The sequence below is a fragment of the Zobellia russellii genome (assembly GCF_044597075.1).
Taxonomy (GTDB): domain Bacteria; phylum Bacteroidota; class Bacteroidia; order Flavobacteriales; family Flavobacteriaceae; genus Zobellia; species Zobellia russellii.
Genome location: NZ_CP139000.1, coordinates 317,665 through 338,741, shown reverse-complemented (window position 1 = coordinate 338,741; position 21,077 = coordinate 317,665). Strand labels below are relative to the sequence as shown.

Annotated in this window: 21 protein-coding genes and 1 riboswitch; of the genes, 9 read left to right on the top strand and 12 right to left on the bottom strand. The window is 37.7% G+C overall.

What is annotated here, in order from left to right:
• Nucleotides 1–22 precede the first annotated feature (22 nt).
• Complete coding sequence (locus tag SJY45_RS01375) at nt 23–1,738, top strand: alpha-amylase family glycosyl hydrolase (protein ID WP_400073014.1); 1,716 nt, start codon at nt 23–25, stop codon at nt 1,736–1,738.
• Between the two features lie 65 nt (nt 1,739–1,803).
• Here SJY45_RS01375 and SJY45_RS01370 read toward each other — a convergent pair whose 3' ends face one another.
• Together SJY45_RS01370 and SJY45_RS01365 are read right to left on the bottom strand one after the other, a co-directional pair.
• Nucleotides 1,804–2,331, bottom strand: coding sequence for an SRPBCC family protein (locus SJY45_RS01370; RefSeq protein WP_400073013.1), 528 nt, complete (start codon nt 2,329–2,331; stop codon nt 1,804–1,806).
• A gap of 101 nt (nt 2,332–2,432) precedes the next feature.
• Complete coding sequence (locus SJY45_RS01365) at nt 2,433–3,104, bottom strand: TrmH family RNA methyltransferase (protein ID WP_400073012.1); 672 nt, start codon at nt 3,102–3,104, stop codon at nt 2,433–2,435.
• Between the two features lie 35 nt (nt 3,105–3,139).
• On the opposite strand from SJY45_RS01365, the gene SJY45_RS01360 reads away from it, so the two are divergent.
• The 3 genes from SJY45_RS01360 (at nt 3,140) to purB (ending at nt 5,880) form a co-directional block, all read left to right on the top strand.
• Nucleotides 3,140–3,832, top strand: a complete 693-nt coding sequence (locus SJY45_RS01360; RefSeq protein ID WP_400073011.1) for an SIR2 family NAD-dependent protein deacylase — start codon at nt 3,140–3,142, stop codon at nt 3,830–3,832.
• A gap of 12 nt (nt 3,833–3,844) precedes the next feature.
• Nucleotides 3,845–4,411 (top strand): adenylosuccinate lyase, encoded by a 567-nt coding sequence (locus SJY45_RS01355; RefSeq protein ID WP_400073010.1) that lies wholly within the window; start codon nt 3,845–3,847, stop codon nt 4,409–4,411.
• A gap of 125 nt (nt 4,412–4,536) precedes the next feature.
• Entirely contained in the window at nt 4,537–5,880 is a 1,344-nt protein-coding gene (gene purB / locus SJY45_RS01350; protein WP_400073009.1) for an adenylosuccinate lyase, read from the top strand.
• 82 nt (nt 5,881–5,962) lie between these two features.
• Here the strand turns inward: purB and SJY45_RS01345 are convergent, their stop codons facing one another.
• The 6 genes from SJY45_RS01345 to SJY45_RS01320 form a co-directional block, all read right to left on the bottom strand.
• Nucleotides 5,963–6,778 carry a mechanosensitive ion channel family protein gene (locus SJY45_RS01345; protein ID WP_215438989.1) on the bottom strand — a complete coding sequence of 272 codons (816 nt, stop codon included), beginning with the start codon at nt 6,776–6,778 and terminating at the stop codon, nt 5,963–5,965.
• A 143-nt stretch (nt 6,779–6,921) separates the two neighbouring features.
• The gene (locus SJY45_RS01340; RefSeq protein WP_400073008.1) at nt 6,922–7,458 is read right to left on the bottom strand and encodes a DUF4252 domain-containing protein; all 537 of its coding nucleotides are present in this window, start codon (nt 7,456–7,458) and stop codon (nt 6,922–6,924) included.
• A 54-nt stretch (nt 7,459–7,512) separates the two neighbouring features.
• Nucleotides 7,513–8,058, bottom strand: a complete 546-nt coding sequence (locus SJY45_RS01335; protein WP_400073007.1) for a DUF4252 domain-containing protein — start codon at nt 8,056–8,058, stop codon at nt 7,513–7,515.
• Between the two features lie 58 nt (nt 8,059–8,116).
• Entirely contained in the window at nt 8,117–8,659 is a 543-nt protein-coding gene (locus SJY45_RS01330) for a DUF4252 domain-containing protein (protein WP_289040293.1), read from the bottom strand.
• A gap of 16 nt (nt 8,660–8,675) precedes the next feature.
• Nucleotides 8,676–9,125: a hypothetical protein gene (locus tag SJY45_RS01325; protein WP_215914623.1), complete on the bottom strand. Its 450-nt coding sequence runs from the start codon at nt 9,123–9,125 to the stop codon at nt 8,676–8,678.
• Entirely contained in the window at nt 9,112–9,621 is a 510-nt protein-coding gene (locus SJY45_RS01320) for an RNA polymerase sigma factor (RefSeq protein WP_400073006.1), read from the bottom strand. The genes SJY45_RS01325 and SJY45_RS01320 overlap by 14 nt, the downstream gene beginning before the upstream one ends.
• Before the next feature lie 235 nt (nt 9,622–9,856).
• On the opposite strand from SJY45_RS01320, the gene SJY45_RS01315 reads away from it, so the two are divergent.
• Nucleotides 9,857–11,371 (top strand): S41 family peptidase, encoded by a 1,515-nt coding sequence (locus SJY45_RS01315; protein ID WP_400073005.1) that lies wholly within the window; start codon nt 9,857–9,859, stop codon nt 11,369–11,371.
• 83 nt (nt 11,372–11,454) lie between these two features.
• Nucleotides 11,455–12,942 (top strand): S41 family peptidase, encoded by a 1,488-nt coding sequence (locus SJY45_RS01310; RefSeq protein ID WP_400073004.1) that lies wholly within the window; start codon nt 11,455–11,457, stop codon nt 12,940–12,942.
• A 71-nt stretch (nt 12,943–13,013) separates the two neighbouring features.
• Here SJY45_RS01310 and SJY45_RS01305 read toward each other — a convergent pair whose 3' ends face one another.
• The 4 genes from SJY45_RS01305 to SJY45_RS01290 form a co-directional block, all read right to left on the bottom strand.
• On the bottom strand, nt 13,014–13,940 hold the full coding sequence (locus tag SJY45_RS01305; protein WP_400073003.1) for an ABC transporter substrate-binding protein: 927 nt from the start codon (nt 13,938–13,940) through the stop codon (nt 13,014–13,016).
• 5 nt (nt 13,941–13,945) lie between these two features.
• On the bottom strand, nt 13,946–15,004 hold the full coding sequence (locus SJY45_RS01300) for a YncE family protein (RefSeq protein ID WP_400073002.1): 1,059 nt from the start codon (nt 15,002–15,004) through the stop codon (nt 13,946–13,948).
• A gap of 15 nt (nt 15,005–15,019) precedes the next feature.
• Complete coding sequence (locus tag SJY45_RS01295; RefSeq protein ID WP_400073001.1) at nt 15,020–16,864, bottom strand: TonB-dependent receptor plug domain-containing protein; 1,845 nt, start codon at nt 16,862–16,864, stop codon at nt 15,020–15,022.
• Nucleotides 16,865–16,894: 30 nt separating this feature from the next.
• A riboswitch (cobalamin riboswitch) is annotated at nt 16,895–17,123 on the bottom strand.
• An 87-nt stretch (nt 17,124–17,210) separates the two neighbouring features.
• Nucleotides 17,211–17,660: an FKBP-type peptidyl-prolyl cis-trans isomerase gene (locus SJY45_RS01290; protein WP_215438978.1), complete on the bottom strand. Its 450-nt coding sequence runs from the start codon at nt 17,658–17,660 to the stop codon at nt 17,211–17,213.
• Nucleotides 17,661–17,880: 220 nt separating this feature from the next.
• Between SJY45_RS01290 and SJY45_RS01285 the strand changes: the two genes are divergently transcribed.
• The 3 genes from SJY45_RS01285 (at nt 17,881) to SJY45_RS01275 (ending at nt 21,067) form a co-directional block, all read left to right on the top strand.
• Nucleotides 17,881–19,029, top strand: coding sequence for an ABC transporter substrate-binding protein (locus SJY45_RS01285; protein ID WP_400073000.1), 1,149 nt, complete (start codon nt 17,881–17,883; stop codon nt 19,027–19,029).
• Complete coding sequence (locus SJY45_RS01280) at nt 19,030–20,061, top strand: iron ABC transporter permease (RefSeq protein ID WP_215914633.1); 1,032 nt, start codon at nt 19,030–19,032, stop codon at nt 20,059–20,061.
• A gap of 133 nt (nt 20,062–20,194) precedes the next feature.
• The gene (locus SJY45_RS01275; RefSeq protein ID WP_400072999.1) at nt 20,195–21,067 is read left to right on the top strand and encodes a DUF1080 domain-containing protein; all 873 of its coding nucleotides are present in this window, start codon (nt 20,195–20,197) and stop codon (nt 21,065–21,067) included.
• Nucleotides 21,068–21,077 lie beyond the last annotated feature (10 nt).

Genomic DNA, 21,077 nt, shown 5'->3' with positions numbered 1-21,077 from the left:
CTTTAGGGAAAATAGACTACTTATGAAAAGACTGCTCTCTGCGGTTGTTATTTTCTCCCTTCTTATCGCCTGCAAAGAAAAGCGAAAGGATCTTATAGAAGAAGTATCAATTAAAACCGATACTGTTTCCAAAACTATCGAACCCCAAAAAAAACTGCCCTTTACATGGGATGCAGCCAATATTTACTTTCTACTAACGGATAGGTTCAATAATGGCAACCCTGAAAACGATGTGAATTTTGAGAGAACTCAACCTACCGGGCCTTTAAGAGGTTTTATGGGTGGAGATATTCAAGGTATCACCCAAAAAATAGAGGACGGTTATTTCTCAGACTTAGGTATCAACGCCATTTGGTTTACGCCCGTCATAGAACAAATTCACGGTAATACAGATGAAGGTACGGGAAGTACCTATGGTTATCATGGCTATTGGGCAAAGGATTGGACCGCTTTGGATCCTAATTTTGGGACCCGAAAAGATTTGGAAATCATGGTTAAAACCGCCCATAAAAACGGAATTAGAGTTTTAATGGATGTGGTACTGAACCACACCGGACCTGTTACGGAGATAGATGAAGCATGGCCTGAAGAATGGATTAGGACTGAGCCTACTTGTGATTTCAGTTCCTACCAAACTACTGTAGAGTGTACCCTTGTAGCTAACTTACCCGATGTTAAAACGGAATCCAATGAAGCCGTAGAACTGCCTGATGCCCTATTGGCCAAATGGAAAGAAGAAGGACGCTTAAGTCAGGAGCTAGATGAACTTCAGCTTTTCTTTGAACGTACCGGTTACCCAAGGGCTCCAAGATACTATATCATAAAATGGCTTACGGATTATGTAAATAATCTTGGAATAGATGGTTTTAGAGTAGACACGGTAAAACATGTTAACGAAAATGCATGGTCCGAACTTTATAAAGAAGCTTCCCACGCCTTTGAAAATTGGAAAAAGATGCATCCTGATAAGGTACTTGATGACCAGCCGTTCTACATGGTGGGTGAAGTGTACAATTATGGTATTTCCGGTGGTAGGGAATACGATTTTGGCGATAAAAAAGTAGATTATTTTGCCCATGGATTTAAAAGTCTCATCAATTTTGAACTAAAGGAAGATGCCAAAAAAGACTACGAATCTATTTTTCGCAAGTATAATAAAATACTGCACTCGCAGCTTTCCGGAAAAAGTGTGGTAAACTACCTAACCTCCCATGATGATGGTCAGCCTTTTGATGCCGAGAGAACAAACCCATTTAAAGCCGCAAACATACTGTTGCTTACGCCTGGTGCATCACAAATCTATTACGGAGATGAAACGGCCCGAGATCTAACCATTAAAGGCACCGAAGATAACCCCGTACAAGGAGACGCCACACTACGCTCCTTTATGAATTGGGACGAACTTGATAGCTTACCAAGGACTCAAGAAATACTACAGCACTGGAAAAAACTGGGTGCTTTTAGAAGAAACCATTTGGCAGTTGGCGCAGGAAGACACAAAAGACTGGGAAAAACACCTTATGTTTTTAGCCGAAGCTACGTAGACGGTGACTACAAAGACAAAGTAGTTGTTGGGCTGGATTTACCAAAAGGGAAAAAATCGCTTTGGGTAAAAGGCTTCTTTGGTGATGGCACAACACTTTACGATACCTATTCAGAAACAGAAGTAGTGGTTGCAAACGGTAAAGTAATCTTAGAAAATGATTATGATATTGCTCTTTTGGAACTGAAAGAATAAAAAGAGAATAAACGCAATAAAAAGAGCCCTTTAAAACAAAGGGCTCTTTTTATTTTACACCAAATTTACTTTTCCAAGTTTTCCTTTAAACTGGCCAAACCTGCTTCAAAATCCTTTCCTACGGCCTTTTCCATGCTCATAAAGAGCATCATAAAATTCATAGGAAACTTATGCTTTCCCGAAAAGCCCCAAGTTACCTTAGTATTTCCGTTACTCGCATCGTCTACCTGAAGATAACAATCAGACGTCGATTTAAAAGGTTTCAAAAACCGAAGTTCAGATTCTATGCGTTCTCCATCTAGAATATTCTTAATTTCCTGTTCTCCTTCCCCTACTTCTTTGTTGCCGTTCCAATAAGTGGTACAACCTACTTCGCCATCAGTACCGGTAAAGCGCTTCTCCATATTCGGGTCTTTTTTTGCCCATGGAGACCACTCATCCATTTTTTTTAAAGATTTCAAATATTGAAAAACTTCTGGTTTGGACTTGGCCACCTCCACCGTCCTAAAAACATTATAGGTTTTTGGTGCAATTAGTGATAATACAAAAATTAACACGACAACACTTACTACAACATAAAGCAATGTATACATAATAGATTGATTTGTTGGTTATTACAGAAATATACTAAAAACTCCCGTGATTTTAAACAAATCAAAAATCTGAATTCTCCTTTTTAAATATAGCTAGTAACTTATGCGCCGTCTTTTTTAATTTCGGCTTCGTATCGCTTCAAGACGTCATCAATACTCCGCACAGATTTTTTGGTCCAATCCAGCTGTTTTTTGGCCTTTTCCTCTTCGGTCAAACCCCATTCCAAATCCGTAGCACGCATTTTCACCGTTAAGTGCTGTAAAATAATCGCTGCCGAAACGGATATGTTCAAGCTTTCCGTAAAGCCCATCATAGGAATTTTCAAAAACCCGTCACTCATATCAATTGCCTCTTGGCTAAGTCCCTTCCGTTCCGTCCCGAACAACAGGGCCGTTTTTCCTTCAATCTTAAAATCCTCTAGCAAATTAGAATCGTTATGCGGTGTTGTAGCAATGATTTTATAACCCTCGTTCTTAAGCTTTTCTATACAGTCCCTAGTGTTTTTATGACGGTGCACATCTACCCATTTCTGTGCTCCCATAGCTATTTCACTGTCCAATTTTTTACCAAACCTAGACTCTATAACATGCGCTTCTTGAATACCGAACACTTCACAACTACGGATTACGGCACTGGTATTGTGCATCTGGTATACATCTTCAATGGCTACGGTAAGTAATTTTGTACGATCTTTTAGTACATCTAGAAACCTTTGCTTTCTTTCTTCGGTTATAAAATTTTCAAGATATTTAAGAAGTTGTTCATCTGCCATATATCGAATATAATAAAAACTCTATTTTTATAACGATGAAGAAAAAAATTACCGTTTTAACAGGAGCCGGAATCAGTGCGGAAAGCGGCATAAATACGTTTAGGGATGCCGGTGGATTATGGGAAGGACATGATGTTATGGAGGTGGCATCTCCCCAGGGCTTTGCTAAAAATCCAGAACTAGTGCTTAATTTCTATAATCAAAGGCGAAGACAATTACCCGAAGTATTCCCCAACGAAGCACACAAGGCACTTTTTAAGTTAGAAAATTCGTATGATGTTACCATTGTTACCCAGAACGTAGACGACCTTCATGAAAGGGCGGGCAGCACCAGTCTTATTCATATTCACGGAGAACTTCTAAAGGCAAGAAGCACAGGAAACGAAAACACGGTACTTCCTTGGAAGGCAGATTTAAATTTAGGCGACCTATGTGAAAAAGGCTATCAGTTACGACCGCATATTGTTTGGTTCGGGGAAGCGGTACCTTTACTCGAAGAGGCCGCTTTGGCGACTCAAAACGCGGATATTGTCATAATTATAGGCACCTCTATGCAAGTCTATCCTGCTGCAAGCTTAATTGACTACGCCCAGGAAAACGTGCCCATATATTTTATAGACCCCAACCCTAACGTTTCCAAAAACCATTATAACAACCTGACCGTTATTGCAAAAACAGCCGTAGAAGGTGTCCCCAATTTAGTTGACGAACTCCTGAAACAGGCTTAAAATAAAGCTATAATGGCACAAGAGGAACTATACAAAGCACTGGACTATGTGAATCACTCCCGTGAAAAACGGGCAGAAATGGCCAATCTAATCAGTAAAAACCCACAATTGGTGGATGCTCTTTTGCGAATTGCTTTTACCGTTGATGACCCTATTTCCAATAGAGCATGCTGGGTACTGGAGTTTACGGCAAAAGAAAACTTATCATTTATTTACCCACATCTAGATGTTTTCACCGCTAACCTAAGCAGAGTGCGTTTTGATTCTGCCATTAGGCCAGTTGCCAAGATTTGCGAATTCCTGACCATGGCTTATTTCTCAAAGGAAAAGAATGAACTGCAACAAGTATTGACGGAAGATCAACTAGAACAAATAACCACTGCCTGTTTTGATTGGCTGATAGGAGATTACAAAGTAGCCGCCAAAGCGTATTCAATCACTTCCCTTTATTTATTAGGGCACAAATTCCCATGGATACACCCCGAACTAAAAATGGTCCTAGAGCAAAGTTATGCAGATGGAAGTGCCGCATACAAAGCTAGAGCCAGACATGCTTTGGCCAAACTCAAGAAGCATTAGCCCTAAAAACCGAGTTATTAACTTTTTAGGTACAACTTTTTACCACAAGAACCTTAAAAACCTTTTAAAACTACCCATCTTAAGGTATCTTTGCTTTTTTTCAAAAATCAACCTTATACAACGTTATGTCGCTAAACGCTTTGAACGCTATTTCGCCTATAGATGGGCGCTACAGAAGTAAAACTGAACCATTGGCACCGTTTTTCTCGGAAGAAGCCCTTATAAAATACAGAGTACGTGTTGAAATTGAATATTTTATAGCACTTTGCGAAATTCCGCTACCTCAGCTTGCCGATTTTGACCACTCCAAATTTGGGGCACTTAGAGAAATCTACCAGAATTTTGATACCGTAGATGCACAGGAAATAAAAGATATTGAGAAAACGACCAATCACGATGTAAAAGCAGTAGAATACTTCATTAAAGCTGCTTTTGACAAATTGGGACTTTCCGCTCATAAGGAGTTCATTCATTTTGGACTTACTTCCCAAGATATTAACAATACGGCAATTCCCCTTTCCATAAAAGAGGCCACCAACGAAGTATATGTACCCGAGTACACCAAGCTATTGGACAAAATTCAAGAATTGGCAACAGAATGGGCAGAAATACCCATGCTGGCAAGAACACATGGCCAACCCGCATCTCCTACGCGCTTGGGCAAAGAAATTGAAGTTTTTGTGGTTCGTTTAAAAGAACAGTTCAACCTATTGAACGATATACCCAGTGCGGCTAAATTTGGTGGGGCTACGGGTAATTACAACGCTCACAAAGTGGCCTACCCATCTATTGACTGGAAAGCTTTTGGAACTAAATTCGTTCAGGAGAAATTAGGTCTTCACCATTCTTTTCCTACTACACAAATAGAGCATTATGACCACATGGCCGCCTTGTTCGATACTTTAAAACGAATAAATACCATTATTCTAGATTTGGACCGTGATTTTTGGACTTACGTATCCATGGATTATTTCAAACAAAAAATTAAAAAAGGAGAAGTTGGCTCTTCTGCCATGCCACATAAGGTAAACCCAATAGATTTTGAAAATTCAGAAGGTAATATAGGTATCGCCAATGCGTTGTTTGAACACTTATCCGCCAAATTGCCTGTTTCAAGATTACAGCGCGACCTTACGGACAGCACCGTACTTAGAAATGCCGGTATGCCATTTGCCCATACGGTTATTGCCTTTCAATCTACCTTGAAAGGATTGAACAAGCTTTTATTGAACAAAGATAAGTTTGAACAAGACCTTGAAAATAACTGGGCGGTAGTTGCCGAAGCTATCCAAACCATTTTACGAAGAGAAGGTTACCCTAACCCATACGAAGCTTTAAAAGGGTTAACCCGTACCAATGCTAAAATAGACCAGAATTCAATTGCAGATTTCATTGATACACTTGATGTTTCGGATGCAATCAAAAAAGAATTAAAAGTAATAACACCAAGTAATTATACCGGTATCTAAGGATTATAAAAATATCCCTAACGAAAAGAAGGCCGCAAATGCGGCCTTCTTCGGGGGATAATGGTTAGTGTTTATGTAAAAATTATCCTTTCTTTTGAATCTCAACTTGATGTGGGTAAGGAATTTCAATTCCAGCTTTATCCAGTGCGATTTTACAGTTTTCTAAAGTTCCAAAATATACATCCCAATAATCTTCTGGCTTACAGAAAGGACGTACGGCAAAGTTAACTGAGCTATCTGCCAATTCCGAAACATTTACAGAGGGTGCAGGATCTTTTAAAACCTTTGGGTCTGCCAAAAGAACGTTAAGCAAAACTTCCTTGGCTGTTTTAATATCCTCTCCATACCCTACTCCAATAGTAGTATCTACTCTCATTTTACCTTCCGCAGTATAGTTTATGATATTTCCATTTGCCATGGCACCATTAGGGATAATGGCCAATTTGTTCTGGGGTGTTACTAGTTTTGTGGTGAAAATTTCAATTTCTTTTACAGAACCTAAAACTCCTTGTGCTTCTACCAAATCTCCAATTTTATAAGGCTTAAATATGATAAGCAATACGCCACCCGCAAAATTGGATAAAGAACCTTGTAACGCAAGACCAATAGCAAGACCTGCTGCTGCAATAATGGCGGCAAAACTAGTTGTTTCAACTCCTAATTTTGAAATGACCATTATGATCAAGAAAATTGTAAGAGCCCATTTTACTAAACTCAATAAGAACTTCTGTAAAGATTCATCATAACTCTTACGAGCCATTCCTTTACTAAGAACGTTCATTATTTTTTTGATAATCCATGAACCAATAATGTAAATTACTATTGCTCCTAATACTTTTGGACCGTATTCAACAACAAAGTCAATTCCTTTGCTCATCCATACTTCTGCTTGTTCCATAATCTTTTATAGTTTTCTGGTTAACGTTATACTAGGTAAGACACCCAATATTTTAAAAGGTCACTTAAAACTTTAATTTTATTCAAAAAAAAACAAACCAGAAGAACTGATTTGTTTTTTCAAAATATAATATGAGGTGTACTTTATTTCATAAAATCCACAAAATTAGACAGTTCACTTTCTTTTAGTTCCCATTTTTCAAGCGCTTGAACAAACTGAATCATTTTTGCCGGATTCATATTATTTCCTAAAACCCGGACCACTAAAAAGCCCTTATCATCATTATCTCCATAAATCACTACCTCATCTATGGCATCTTCATCTCCCAAATACTTTATGGTAGCCTTGCCAAAATCTGTATTCATTTTCATGAGTTCAGTAAAACCTTCAGCGTTTAGTATAGATTTTACAATAGCCTTCTCCTTCTGAAAATCTGCCTTGTTGGTCTCTGTTTTCTTAAAAGCAAGAACATTTAGTTTCTTTAACGAACCTAAGCTTTCTTTTTGTTCAGGAGACAATTCTGCTTCCTTGATATTTAACAGACCCGCGGGCAAGTCTAAGGTCAGGAAATTAGGGTTCTCTGAATTTGTTACATAATACTGCTGTAGGCTAGGTGTAGAATTACAAGCACCAAGTACACCCAGAAGCAGTGCCGCCACAATCATATTTATTCTTTTCATATAATTCTTTTTAAAGGATTGAGTTTTACCAAAAGTTTATTTGGGACTCCAGTATTACCTTCCTCCTACTTCGTTTAACTCTTCAGGTAAATCCATCTTTCTAGTTAGCGCCCCAATCTTATTTAGATCTATATCTCCTGTTAAGGAAACCAACACACTTTCAAAACTTCTGTTGTCCATATAAAGTTCATCATTATTAATATCCGACACAAATAATAAAAGTTCACTAACATGGTCTTCATCTCTACCCTGCTTAATATAGAATTTTACGGTGGCATCTTTATCCCTCACTTTCATGAGTTCTTCTAGATTAGAAGATTTTAGATACTTTTTTACCGTTTTGCCCATGTCTTCCGAAATTTTAACATCTTCGGTAATAAAAACTTTAATACCATCCAGACCTTGAGCAATATCCGCAAAATCTTGGGCGTCTTGGTCTTCCTTATCAAAAGCAGCAATATTACCCGCTAACCTTATCATACTTTTATTCACGGTTACTGACCCCACATTTTTCATATTATCATACTTATCGAATATGGACTGCGAAATTCCGAAGAATGGCATAAGGGCCAATGCTAGTACTACACTTAATTTTTTCATGACTGTTCGTTTTAAGATTAATGATGATTTTTATTATTAATTGATGATGATTTCTGTATTATCTATTCTTACCTGCCTCATTAAGTTCTTCGGGCAAGTTCATTTTTTTCGTTAATGAACCTATTTTGTTCAAGTCTATGTCTCCGGTTAAGGATAACAATACGGTTTCAAATTTTCTTCCGTTTACATCTATGTCAGATTTCATTCCGGTTACGAACATCAAGAGTTCGCTCACATGGTCATCGTCTTTACCACTACGGATGTAAAATTTTACGTTGGCATCTTTATCCTTTACGCGCATAAGTTCTTCTAACTTGGCCGATTTAAGGTATTTATCTACCGATAGTTTCATATCGCCCGCAATAGCTTTGTCTTCTGTAATAAAGACCTTTAGGTTATTTAAACTCTTGGCTATATCCATAAAATCTTTGGCCTCAGGGTCATCTACCTCAACATCTATTTTACTTAATAAATTAAACATGCTACGGTTTACTACTACCGCACTTACCTTATCTAGGTCTTCATATTTATCAAAAAGGGACTGTGAAAAGCCTATGGCCGGTAACATTGCTACCATTAGTACAATTAATATCTGTTTCATTTTTCGGGTTTTAATTTTACTTCTTGTTATAAATTTTTTGTTTTGCTACCACAAACTCGTTTAGGTAGCCCATTTTTTCCGTGCCTCTCTCCATATTCTGGCTAAGCATATCCAAGGCCTTTTTGGTTTCGTTATAAGCGTAAAGGGCCTGTTGCTGCTCTAGTTCTTTTTCATCATAATAGGTTTTGCCCAAATACACCCCAAACATAAGTACCACCGCTGCAGCAATTGACATCCATTTATACAAACTTCTGTTACCTCCTGTAGTCTTAGGTTCCAAAACAATTTCCTTAGAAAGTTGTTCCTTTTTAGCTCCGCTCGTAAAACTGAACAGCGGAATATACTGCTCCAAGTTTTCAGGCACCTCTCCTTTAGAAAAAAACGCTCGTAGCTCTTTTTCTTCTGCCACTGTTGTTTCTGCTTCAAAATATTTTTCCAGCAATTTTTCTATTCTATCCAATTCCATAGCTGTGTTTTTGAATTAATCTGTCCCTTACGGTCTTCCTTGCCCTGGACAAGGCCACTCTTACCGCCGTGGGTTTCATTTCTAACATTTTTGCAATCTCTTCATAGTCATATTCCTCAACATCTCGCAACTGCAATACCATTTTTTGTTGTTCCGGCAAATCTTCCATTATTTTTTCTACCCATGAAACACTGTCATTTGCTTCAACTTGTTTTTGTAATGAACTACCTTTTTCTACATAGTTGGTATGCACCAACTTCAGGTTTCCGGCCTGTTTGGATTTTAAGCGATCCAAACAAAAGTTTTTGGTCATGGTCATAGCAAAAGCTTCTACATTCTTATATTGGCCCATATTCTTGCTTTTGGACCAAAGTTTCAGCAGAATTTCCTGTGTGGCATCTTCAGCTTCTTCTCTTGACACCAATAACCGTTTTGCCAAACGAAATAGCTTATCCTGAAAAGGACCAACAATTTTTAAAAAATCTGCCTGTTGCATTCTATTGGTATAGTTATTTAAACATCTTTAAAAGACGTTACACAATGAAGACGAACCACTCTTAATTATGTTACAAATATTTTTTATATTTCATTTTTGTAAGTAAAGGCTACAACCTTTTACTAATCATCTACGTATACTAATTAAGAACTTTTAATTTAAACTCCCCCATTATATTATCACTCATTTTTTGGAACGGTAATTGATTCGGTAGTTATAGCCTCATAAAAAAACTATGAAAAAGTATTTCTTATCGCTCCTATCTGTTGGACTTCTATTCGCTAGTTGTAAAAATGACGACAATATTTTTCCTGACGAACCGGAAGAAGTAAAGACGGCATCTGATTTTCCTGCTCAAAATTTCATGTACCAGGTCATGAATTCTTTTTATTTCTGGCAAGCCGAAGTTCCAAATCTCTCGGATAACAAGTTTGAAGACTTGGCGGATCCCGATTATATTTCGTTTTTAGCTTCTGAGGATGACCCTAGTCGCTTTTTTTACAACGATTTATGTAAAGATCATGTTGACGCTGTTGGCGAGAGTGCCGCCCAAGACAGATTCAGTCGTGCTGTTGAAAATTATAAAGATCTAGTAAATTCGTTACAAGGCATTTCTAGTAGTAACGGTCTTGAATTTCAATTATATCTTGCAGAAAATGAGATTGATGTATACGGTGTTGTCACTTATATTTTACCAGATTCAGATGCAGCTAGCAAGGATATTTCAAGAGGGGAAATCTTTAATGGTGTAAACGGACAAGCCCTTACCCTTAGCAACTATATAGATTTACTTTTTAGTGATAATGCGAGTTATACTCTAAATATGGCAGATTTGTCTGAAGATGACCTTATAGGAAATGGTAAAGAGGTAGCGTTGACCAAGATTGAGAATTTTGCGGAAAACCCTATCCATTTGAGTAAAATCATAGAGCAGAACGGCACAAAAATAGGTTACATAATGTACAACGGTTTTTTAGCCGCATATGACGACCAATTAAATGATGTTTTTGGTACGCTGAAAGAACAAAATGTTCAAGAATTAATTTTAGATTTTAGATACAATGGTGGTGGCAGAGTAACTTCTGCAATACAAATCGCCAGTGCGGTATATGGTACAGAAACGGATAAGCTTTTCTTAAAAGCCCGTTACAATGATAAAATTATGGCCACTTTTGAAACTGGAGATGGAGAGGATTATTTTACGGATGTAACATATGACTCAAAAATGCCTCTCAACACCCTAAATCTAAAACGGGTCTTTGTTATTGCTACAGACAGAACGGCATCCGCCAGTGAGCTTGTTATGAATGGTCTGGCTCCATATGTAGATGTTGTACATATTGGAGACGTAACCGTTGGTAAGAGCGAATTTTCAAATACAATGGTAGACGATCGTGAAAGTAATTATTTCTATTCAGAAGACCGTGAAGACTTTATCAACCCTGACAACCAGTGGGGTCTACAACCCTTATTTGGTAAAAATGAAAATGCAGACGGGTTTTCAGATTATGAAAGTGGATTAATTCCTGATTACCCATTAAGGGAGGATCTTGAAAATATGGGGGTACTTGGCCAAGAAGATGAGCCGTTATTAGCATTGGCCTTATCAGTAATTTCGGGCAATACGGCCAAACAAAATTTGAACGCTTCATTAGCTCCCAAACCCTTTTCAAATTCTAGGGTTTTCTCTTTGACAACGAACACAATGGTTATGGATGGTTTACTTAAACCGTTAAAAAGGAAAAATTAAAAAATAAGATTATAATTTTTACGTTGTGATATTCTATTCACGGTGTTCTTTAAAACTTCCCCGAGTAACTTATATCAGCGGCTATGAAAAAAAGTATAACAACAGGATTGTTCCTTTCACTTTTTCTATTTTTTTCTTGTACTAAAAGTGATGATTTCTCCATTCCTGACACAGTAGACCCTGACCCGGATGCAGGAGTGGAAGTACAGGATTTTATGTGGAAAGCCATGAATTTCTGGTATTTCTGGCAAACTGATGTTGAGAACCTTTCAGACACCAAGTTTCCTAATACTCCAGAGGGTTCCGAAGCTTACACTGCATTTCTAGCATCCGAATCAGATCCAGGAAAGTTTTTTGACAACAAGCTACTGTCTTCCAAAGACCGCTTTAGTTTCTTTTCGGATGATTATGTAGAACTTACCCAATCTCTTGCCGGAATTTCCAAAAGCAACGGCCTTATGTTCGGTCTTGCCAGACAGAACAAGAACAGTAGTGAGCTTTATGGCTATGTTCAATACATTGTACCCAACTCTAATGCTTCCACAAAAAACATTCAAAGAGGAGACCTTTTTACAGGTGTTAATGGCACCACCCTTACCGACCAAAACTATATAGCACTTCTTTTTGGCGAAAATGATACCTATACCTTAAATATGGCCGATATTGTAGGGGAAAATGCAGAACCAAATGGTACGGATATACAATTAACCAAAGAAGTGGGCCTCATGGAAGACCCTATTCTTCTAGATGAGATTATAGAGATACAGGATAAGAAAATTGGCTATTTGGTCTATACAGGTTTCACCAATGAATATGACGAAGAGCTTAATAGGGTATTTGGGCGCTTTAAAGCAAGTAACGTTACAGACCTTGTACTAGACCTTAGGTATAACCCTGGCGGATCAGTAAATACTGCCGTTCTTTTGTCTAGCATGATATACGGTACCAATTCCAAAGATGTTTTTCTAAAGGCGATATATAATGAAAAATATCAAAAAATATTAGATGACAATGATACTGAACTGAGACAGTTTTTTACAGAAAAAACAGGAAAAGGAACAGCTATCAACACCTTAAACTTAGATAAGGTCTATATTTTGACCACTAGCGGAACAGCTTCGGCAAGTGAACTAGTTATTAACGGACTTGACCCATACATGGATGTTATTCAAATTGGGGGCACTACACGAGGAAAAAATGAATTCAGTGTAACCATGGTAGATGATAGGGACAATAACTACATCTATAGTCCGGAACGAGTAGGAAAAATAAATAAGAAAAATAATTGGGCCATTCAGCCTTTACTGGGAAGAAATGAAAATGCGGAAGGTTCTTCCGAATTCACTAGCGGACTCACTCCTCAGGTTGAGCTACTAGAAGACCTTAGCAATTTAGGGGTTCTAGGTGATTTACAAGAGCCATTTTTGGCCAAAGCCATAGAACTTATAACCGGTTCATCTGCAAAAGGTGTGCAGAAAGTAGAATTCCCTATTGAAACTATGACCAATTCTAAAATGTTTACACCTTTAAAGGATAATATGTACGTTACCGACCCACCTATAATCTGGTAACCTGATATAACTTAAAACTAAAAAACAGCCTGTATTCAACAGGCCGTTTTTTTTAATAATCCATTATAACTTCAGTATTCATAAAACTTTTGATACTTACGTTTTAAATGCGATGGAATAGAAATTGCTTCCGGATGAAACAATCCCGCCAAAAGCTCTACGCCATCTACCAAGGTAGCTGCAGAGGATTGCGTAAACAAATCAAAATCCGCAATATAAACTTGTTGTTTCTGTACAGCTTCCAGTGAAGTCCAACCTTCTTTTAATAGTAACAAGTACATTTCCTTTAATGTTCTGTTCATATTAAAACCGCAAGGCGCAATGACCATTACTTCAGGATCATACAACTTTACCTTGTCCCAAGAAAGAACTCCACTGTTCCCAGATGGATTGGAAAGCATATCCACCCCACCCGCAAAACCTATTTGGTGCGGAATCCAATGGCCACAATTATAAATTGGTTCTATCCACTCCAACAACAACACTCTTTTTGTACGAACTTTAGCCGCCCTTAGCTGGTCTACCACATAATCTATTCGTTCATTTAACTTTGACAAATACGCATAGGCCACCTCTTCCTTATTCAATGCTTTGGCAATGGTAATAGCATTTTCAAAGACATCGTCAAAACTAGATGGACTTATTGAAATAAGCTCCGGTTGCTTTTCAAGGTTTGCAACGGCCGCTGCGGTACATTCCGTATCAATCTGGCAAACATCGCACATATCTTGTGTAAAGATTACATCGGGAGCTATATCTGCCAGTGCTTTTTCATCTACGTAATAGAGTTTCTTTCCTTCTTTTTTACTTTCGGAAAAAAACACGTCTATCTCTTTACTGGAATAATTTTTGCCTTCCAATATACATCGTACTACGGGCTTTTTCTCCTTTAGTGCTTGTGGCGGACATTCAAACGTTATACCATATAAATGCTCTTGCAACCCCATATCATAGAGCATTTGCGTAACAGCGGGCATGAAAGAGCAGACTTTGAGCATTTAGTTTAATTAAAATATATACCTCCTGGAATGATTCCTACAGCAATGGTGCTGATTAACTCCTTAGTACTTAAATCATAAATATATAAGTCTCCTTTACTAACATAGTCTTTTGCATCTGTACCATAAAGCTTACCATCATTAACAGTCATACTATAAAACGAGACATCGGCTATATGAGCCTCGGTTGGCAATGCCTCTGATCCAGAATCAAATGAATAAACCGCATTAGACATGCCAAAATATAATGTGTTATTTTCCACACTTAAATCGCCAGGATGCTCTGTAGTTTCAAAATCTAAAATCTGTGCCAACGTATTGTCTGACGTGTTAATTTTTGCAAGTGTGCCATTGGTCTCTTCTCCAGTATATGCTGGAGCTCCACTACTTAACACCCATAAATTTCCAGCATTATCCCATTGCATAGAATTGGGAAAATCACCAACAGTGAGCGTAGTTGACACCACATCAGTAGAGACATCTATGATAGAAACCTTATTGTTCTGGCCAAAAGCCCCTTGATGTGCAACATATACAAAATCTTCATTGGAAGTAATTGCCTCTGGTCCTAACTCGGTAGGAATGGATTTTGATACTACATTGGACTCTAAATCAATAATGGCTACGTAATCATCCGTTTCATCGGCCGTATCACCCCAGTTTGTAACGTATCCCTTACCATTGGCAACAGTAAAGTACCTAGGGTTTAAAAGTCCGTCTTCTATGATCGCTTCACTTTTAAACGTATACCGGTTGACCACATGAATCTTATGTGAGTTGTTAACTACAATATATGCCATGTCTTCATCAAAAGCCATGGATTGCACAATGTTGCCAAGATCTTCATTGTTTTCTGCCTTAAAAATAGTCTCTTTAACAAGTAATGAATCATTTGATATATATGTGACAGTTCCAGTACCATTGTTAAACGGACCTTCATTACTTATCAAAATTCCATTTTGGTAATCTCCCTTCACCTCTTCCATTATAACCTCATCGTCATCATCAGAACAACTAACTGCAAATAAAGCCGCCATGGCTACTAAAATTGATACCTTTTTCATTTTCATTTTGTTTTTTTAAATTTTCAACTTTAACTTTAATTGTATGTTTCTATTTGGCATAGGCCTAAAAGCCACATTTTGATACTCTTTATTATATAGATTGTTTATTTGCATTAACACTTCCATATTCAACTTCCGCTTCATTCTAAAATTTCTTCCAAACCCTAGGTTTGAAACGGAATAGCCTGGCAACGACCCAGAATTATCCGAAGTACTAAATACGCTACTATTAAAAAATAATTGGTAAAATAAGCGCCAGTCCGAATATGCATACGTTAAACTAGAAGTTACCTTATGTTGGGGCACATACATTAAAGTTTTATCTGTCTCTGAATCTACCGCCTTAGTGTGCGCGTAACTATTGTCCCAATTAACATCATGATTCCCCCAATTTTGCGAGAATATCAAAGAAACTTCTAGACCATAGTTTAATGCGTCTTTGATATTGACCGGAGACCAAATTCCCATATTGTTAGGTCTCCATTGTATTAGGTCCTCTGAATCAATATAAAAAGCAGCCCATTGAAAGGTATAACTCTCTTTTTTAAAGGCCTGCCCAATTTCTGCCTGTAAAGAAGATTCCGGCCTAATATCCGGGTTTCCACCTGCCCCCCCACCTAAAATCCAATAAACTTCATTGAATGTAGGAACCCTATAATTTTTTGAAGCATTAAAATAAACAGCGTGTTGAGGACTAAAAGAATATCTAGCGTTTAATGAGTAAATTAATGGGCTTTTGTAGTCACTTATAAATTCTTTTCTCAAGTTAGCTCCATAGGTAATTCTATCACCTAAATCGTGCTTAAATAAAAGGGTTGCAGCAAGTGTTTCTCTCTTGCCATTTTCAATAGAAGTCCCTTTTGCTTCAATATGATTATAATCGGCAATTCCATTAAGGACAACATTTTTAAAATTAATTTTATAATCATAATTGACCAAAAACGTATTTGTATTTCCAAAGGAAAAGTCTTCTCTTTCCTTGTTATCATAGTATTTGTACTTTTCATACAGATAACCAAGCTTAACCCGATGAATACGTCTTGCATTAAAGCTACTCCATTCCAAAAGGTTACGGGAATTATAATCCCGATAGTTAGAATTTGAAGGTGCGGTGATAGTGCCTGAAAAGTCACGATTGCCAATAAAAGTATTGTGGTAGTACTTTAGTAATTGCCCGTCAGTTATTTGGTACCCTATGTTTGTATTGACATTGACATTATTAAAGGCTCCATTTTCATTTCTTTGGTCTGTTCCCAAATATTTATAATTATTTTCTGATTCAAGATAGCCTACTCCAAAACCCACTGTGGTTTTCGCGTCTCCAATAGAAGTATGATAGTTAAAATTCCTTGTATCAAAGCTTCCGTAACTAAAAAGCAACTCATGTTCAGAATGTTTATAGAATCTAAACAAGTCGTTCAAGTGTATACTACCCCCAATTGCTCCACTACCAAATTGCACACTCCCACCCCCACTTCTAACACTTACTGCCCCGTAATTTCTTGGTATAATTGTATTAAAATCGGTTTGTCCAGTAAGTTGTGAGTTAATATTGATACCATTCCAGATGACCGCCGTCTGTGATGCGTTAGTTCCACGAAAAGATGGAGAAGAAATCATTCCTAATCCATTTTCTTTCAAATACACATTAGAATTAAATTGTAACAGGTCCGTTAAGGAACTACCGTTACGGTCTACTACAGAGTCATTTAGGATGTCTACTTTTCCATTTGAAAAATGCAAAAGCCGAACATCTGTAAGAATGACCTCATCCAAAACAGTTATGCTTTCCTGTTGGGCATTACAAAGGATAGTGCATAATAAAATATGAATAATCAAAAATGGCTTATAATCTCTCATACCGTTAAAGACCTTTTACCCGAAAGTCTTGTTTAAGGTTATGAAATTGGCAGGTCTCCTGACTTGTTCCATGTTATTTTACCTTCCCATCCATTTAAATGGACAGTGGTGTAGAAGAAAACAACACCCTCATTAAGAGGTACCAAGAAATTCTTGGCAAGAACATACAGTTGCGGGAACAGTTCCGGATTTTAACCGGATTCCCTTTTAATCGACAAAGTATATGCTACCGTATCGAACCAAAATTCGCGGCGAAGGTAATCAATTCGTTCAAAATTGCAACCCTAAAAAAAGTCCGTTCTCAAACGATGTAGAACAAAATAGATGTGCTTTTTACAAAAACGTCTTAATTAGTGGCTAAAAGCTTAACCTCAAAAATAAGTACGGACCCCCCAGGAATACCACGGTTATCAGAGTTTCCATAACCCAAAGCCGCAGGTACCAAAAGAATACCGTTTCCTCCTTCTTTAAAATAGGTGATTCCTTCTGTCCACCCGGCAATTACCTGTCTTAGGTTAAAAGAAATACCTTCCGCACTACTTTCATCAAAAACTTCTTTGTCCGTAAAGTAACCTTTATACGCCACAGTAACATCCGAATTAAAATTTGGTCGTTCTCCCGTTCCTTCTTCTTCAACTACATAATAGAGTCCACTATCGCTCCTGGTGGCATTTAAACCATTGGCCGCAATATATTCCTTTATCTCCTCCTCGTTCTTGGCTACATAATCTACTTTTTCATCATCACTACACGAGCCAAATACAACTAAGGCTAAAACAAATAAAATTTTCTTCATTACAATTTTTTTAAGCATCAAATATAATGAACTATTAACAGGCCTTAAACTATTTTTAAACTCCCTTAAAATTAATTTAATAGCACAATGACAATTAGTGGGTTACGTACCTCCTCTTTCAAAAAATATTTAGCCCGCCACTTTTTTCTTAGGGCATAAAGAATGTACCTTTAATGCCATAATAGAGCCATACCTTAACTACAGAAACAAAACAAACCCATTGAAAAACAGCATCTTAATTCTATTTTTTTGCTTCTTTATCGCTTGTAAGACCGATAAAAAAAGTGACTCGCAATTACCACTTGAGCCTTCAACAGAAATTGAAATTAGCCATGCCAAAGGTTTTTCAATTGAGACCTCCAGTAACGGACTAACCACTATTGAAGTCTCATCTGCTTGGCCTGGAGCGGACACTTCCTTTAAATATGCGTTGATTCCAAAAAGTAAATTGGCCTCAATTACGTTTAATAAGGACGAATATGATGCTGTTGTTGCCGTACCCATAGAACGGTTGATCGTAACTTCTACAACTCATATACCAGCCCTTGAAGCCTTGGGCGTAACCAACAAACTGGTTGGCTTCCCCAATACAGATTTAATTTCTTCTGAAAAGACACGTAAACGAATTGATAATGGGCATATAGAGGAACTAGGGAACAATGAAACGTTGAATACAGAAATTACCCTAAACCTTAAACCTGATGTAGTTGTAGGTTTTGGTATTAACAATCAGAATAAGGCGTACGAAACCTTAATTCGTTCTAATGTTCCTGTGGTTTATAATGGAGACTGGACAGAGGAATCTCCCTTAGGAAAAGCGGAATGGCTTAAGTTTTTTGCTCCTTTTTTTGGTTTGGAAACTAAAGCGGACAGTATATTTAAATCTATAGAAAAGTCTTACTTACAAACAAAAGATATTGCTAATCGTACTACCAAAAAACCTACGGTTCTTACAGGCGGACTATACAAAGACGTTTGGCATGTTGCTGGAGGAAAAAGCTGGATGGCACAATTTTTAAGGGATGCCAAAACCGATTATTTATGGAAAGAAACTCCCGAAACAGGGGGAATTGGCCTGAGCTTGGAATCTGTTCTAGCCACTGCACAAGATGCAGATTATTGGCTAAACCCTTCTATGCTTACCTCCTATGAAGAAGTAAAAGAATCCAACAAACATTACACTCAATTTAAGGCTTACAAGGACAAAACCGTTTTTTCCAATACAATTGCCAAAGGAGAAACAGGCGGTTTATTATACTATGAATTGGGGCCTATGCGGCCAGACCTTGTACTAAAAGACCTTATCCACATTTTTCATCCAGAATTGCTTCCGGACCACGAACTGTTTTTCTTTAAGCCTTTAAACTAATTGCAAGACCCTAAAACATACCGTAATTCATTTATTTTCCTGATTGCTATTTTAGTAGTTGCATTAGGGGTCAACGTCTCTTTGGGGTCGGTTTCTATTCCCTTTTCGGAAACATTACATTCCATATTTGGCAAAGAAATAGAAAATACCGCTTGGGAATATATCATTTGGAACTACAGAATACCCAAAGCTTTTACGGCTATATTGGTAGGCGCAGGATTATCCTTAAGCGGGCTCTTGATGCAAACCTTGTTCAGGAACCCCTTGGCAGGCCCATTCGTACTGGGTATTAGCTCCGGGGCCAGTTTAGGTGCCGCTTTCTTAATTATGGGGTCATCAACATTGGCATCATTATTCGGGTTGAGTCTAGTTACGGATGTATCTATGGCCATTGTTTCCAGTATAGGTAGTTTTCTGGTGCTTTTGGCCGTTATCACTGTGGCTTCCAAAGTAAAGGACACTATGGCCCTTTTGATAATAGGACTCATGTTCGGGAGTATTAGCGCTGCAATAGTGAGTGTGCTTTCTTACTTTACGGATGCAGAGAAGCTTCAACAGTTCGTGTACTGGTCTTTTGGAAGTGTTGGCAACCTATCTTGGCACCAATTGGGTCTACTGTTCATCATTATCCTTTTAGGAATACTTCTTGCCATATTGTGCATAAAACCATTAAACGCCCTTTTGCTGGGAGAAAACTATGCAAAAAGTTTGGGCGTAAATTTAATTCGTTCACGGTATCAAATTATTATTGCAACGGGCTTATTGGCCGGAGTAGTTACCGCGTTTGCCGGTCCCATTGCTTTTATAGGTTTGGCCGTACCACATTTAACGCGCCAAATCTTTAATACCACGGAACATCGCATTTTACTTCCTGCCGTTCTAATCTATGGAGCCATTTTAATGCTTATTTGTGATACTATAGCCCAACTTCCTAATAGTGCCGAAGTATTTCCTATCAACGCAATTACAAGCATTCTAGGAGCTCCTGTAGTTATCTGGTTGTTAATTAGAAAAAGAAAGATGGTGTTTTAACAACTGTTCCTTTCTTTAAGCTTTAAATTATACATATAAGATCATATGTTATACTCTGGTTGTTCCTAATCCTATAGTTTTACAAGTAATGAACTATTGAACTTTTTTCTTTAAATCAATCTTAACAACACCAATGAAAACTAAACTAATTTACCTGCTTCTTCTTGTATCTACAACCTATTTCTTGAACGCTCAAAAGAACGATAAAGGATGGGAGAACCTATTGGACAAAGACCTTACGAACTGGGATATTTTCATGGGTGTACCTCATACGTCATTAGACCTAGAAGGCTATGAAAAAGGAGACGGTATGCACGGCACACCAATTGGACTCAACAATGACCCTTTAAATGTCTTTACCACCACTCAGGAAAACGAGGAAACCATTTTAAATGTAAGCGGTGAAATTTACGGAGGTTTAAGTACCAAAAAAGAATATGAAAACTACCATTTGATCTTTGATATAAAATGGGGAACGAAAAAATACGAACCACGCTTAAAAGATAAAAGAGACAGTGGTGTACTCTACCACGCCCAAGAACCTCACGGACAGTTCTGGAACGTTTGGATGCGTGCCCCGGAAATGCAAGTACAAGAAACGGATTGTGGTGATTTCTTTCCGCTGGCCGGTGTTAGCATGGACATCAAGGCTACAAAACGAATGGACAACGGAAAAGAGTTTTGGTTCTATGACCCAAATGGCGAAATGCGCACTTTTAAAACCGGCGGTAATGGCCGTTGTAGAAGAATTGCTAATTTTGAAAATCCGCATGGGCAATGGAGCCGTTTGGAACTTATCTGCATAGAGGATAAGGCCTACCATATTGTAAACGGAAAAGTGGTTATGGTTCTAGAAAATGCAAAAGAATACAACAAAGAAGGTATCGCAAAATCACTGACAAAAGGAAAAATACAGTTTCAGTCCGAAGCCTGCGAGGTTTATTACAAGAATATCAAGATAAAGAACATCAACAAGTTACCAAAGAAAATCAAAAAACAACTTTAATAAAAAATCG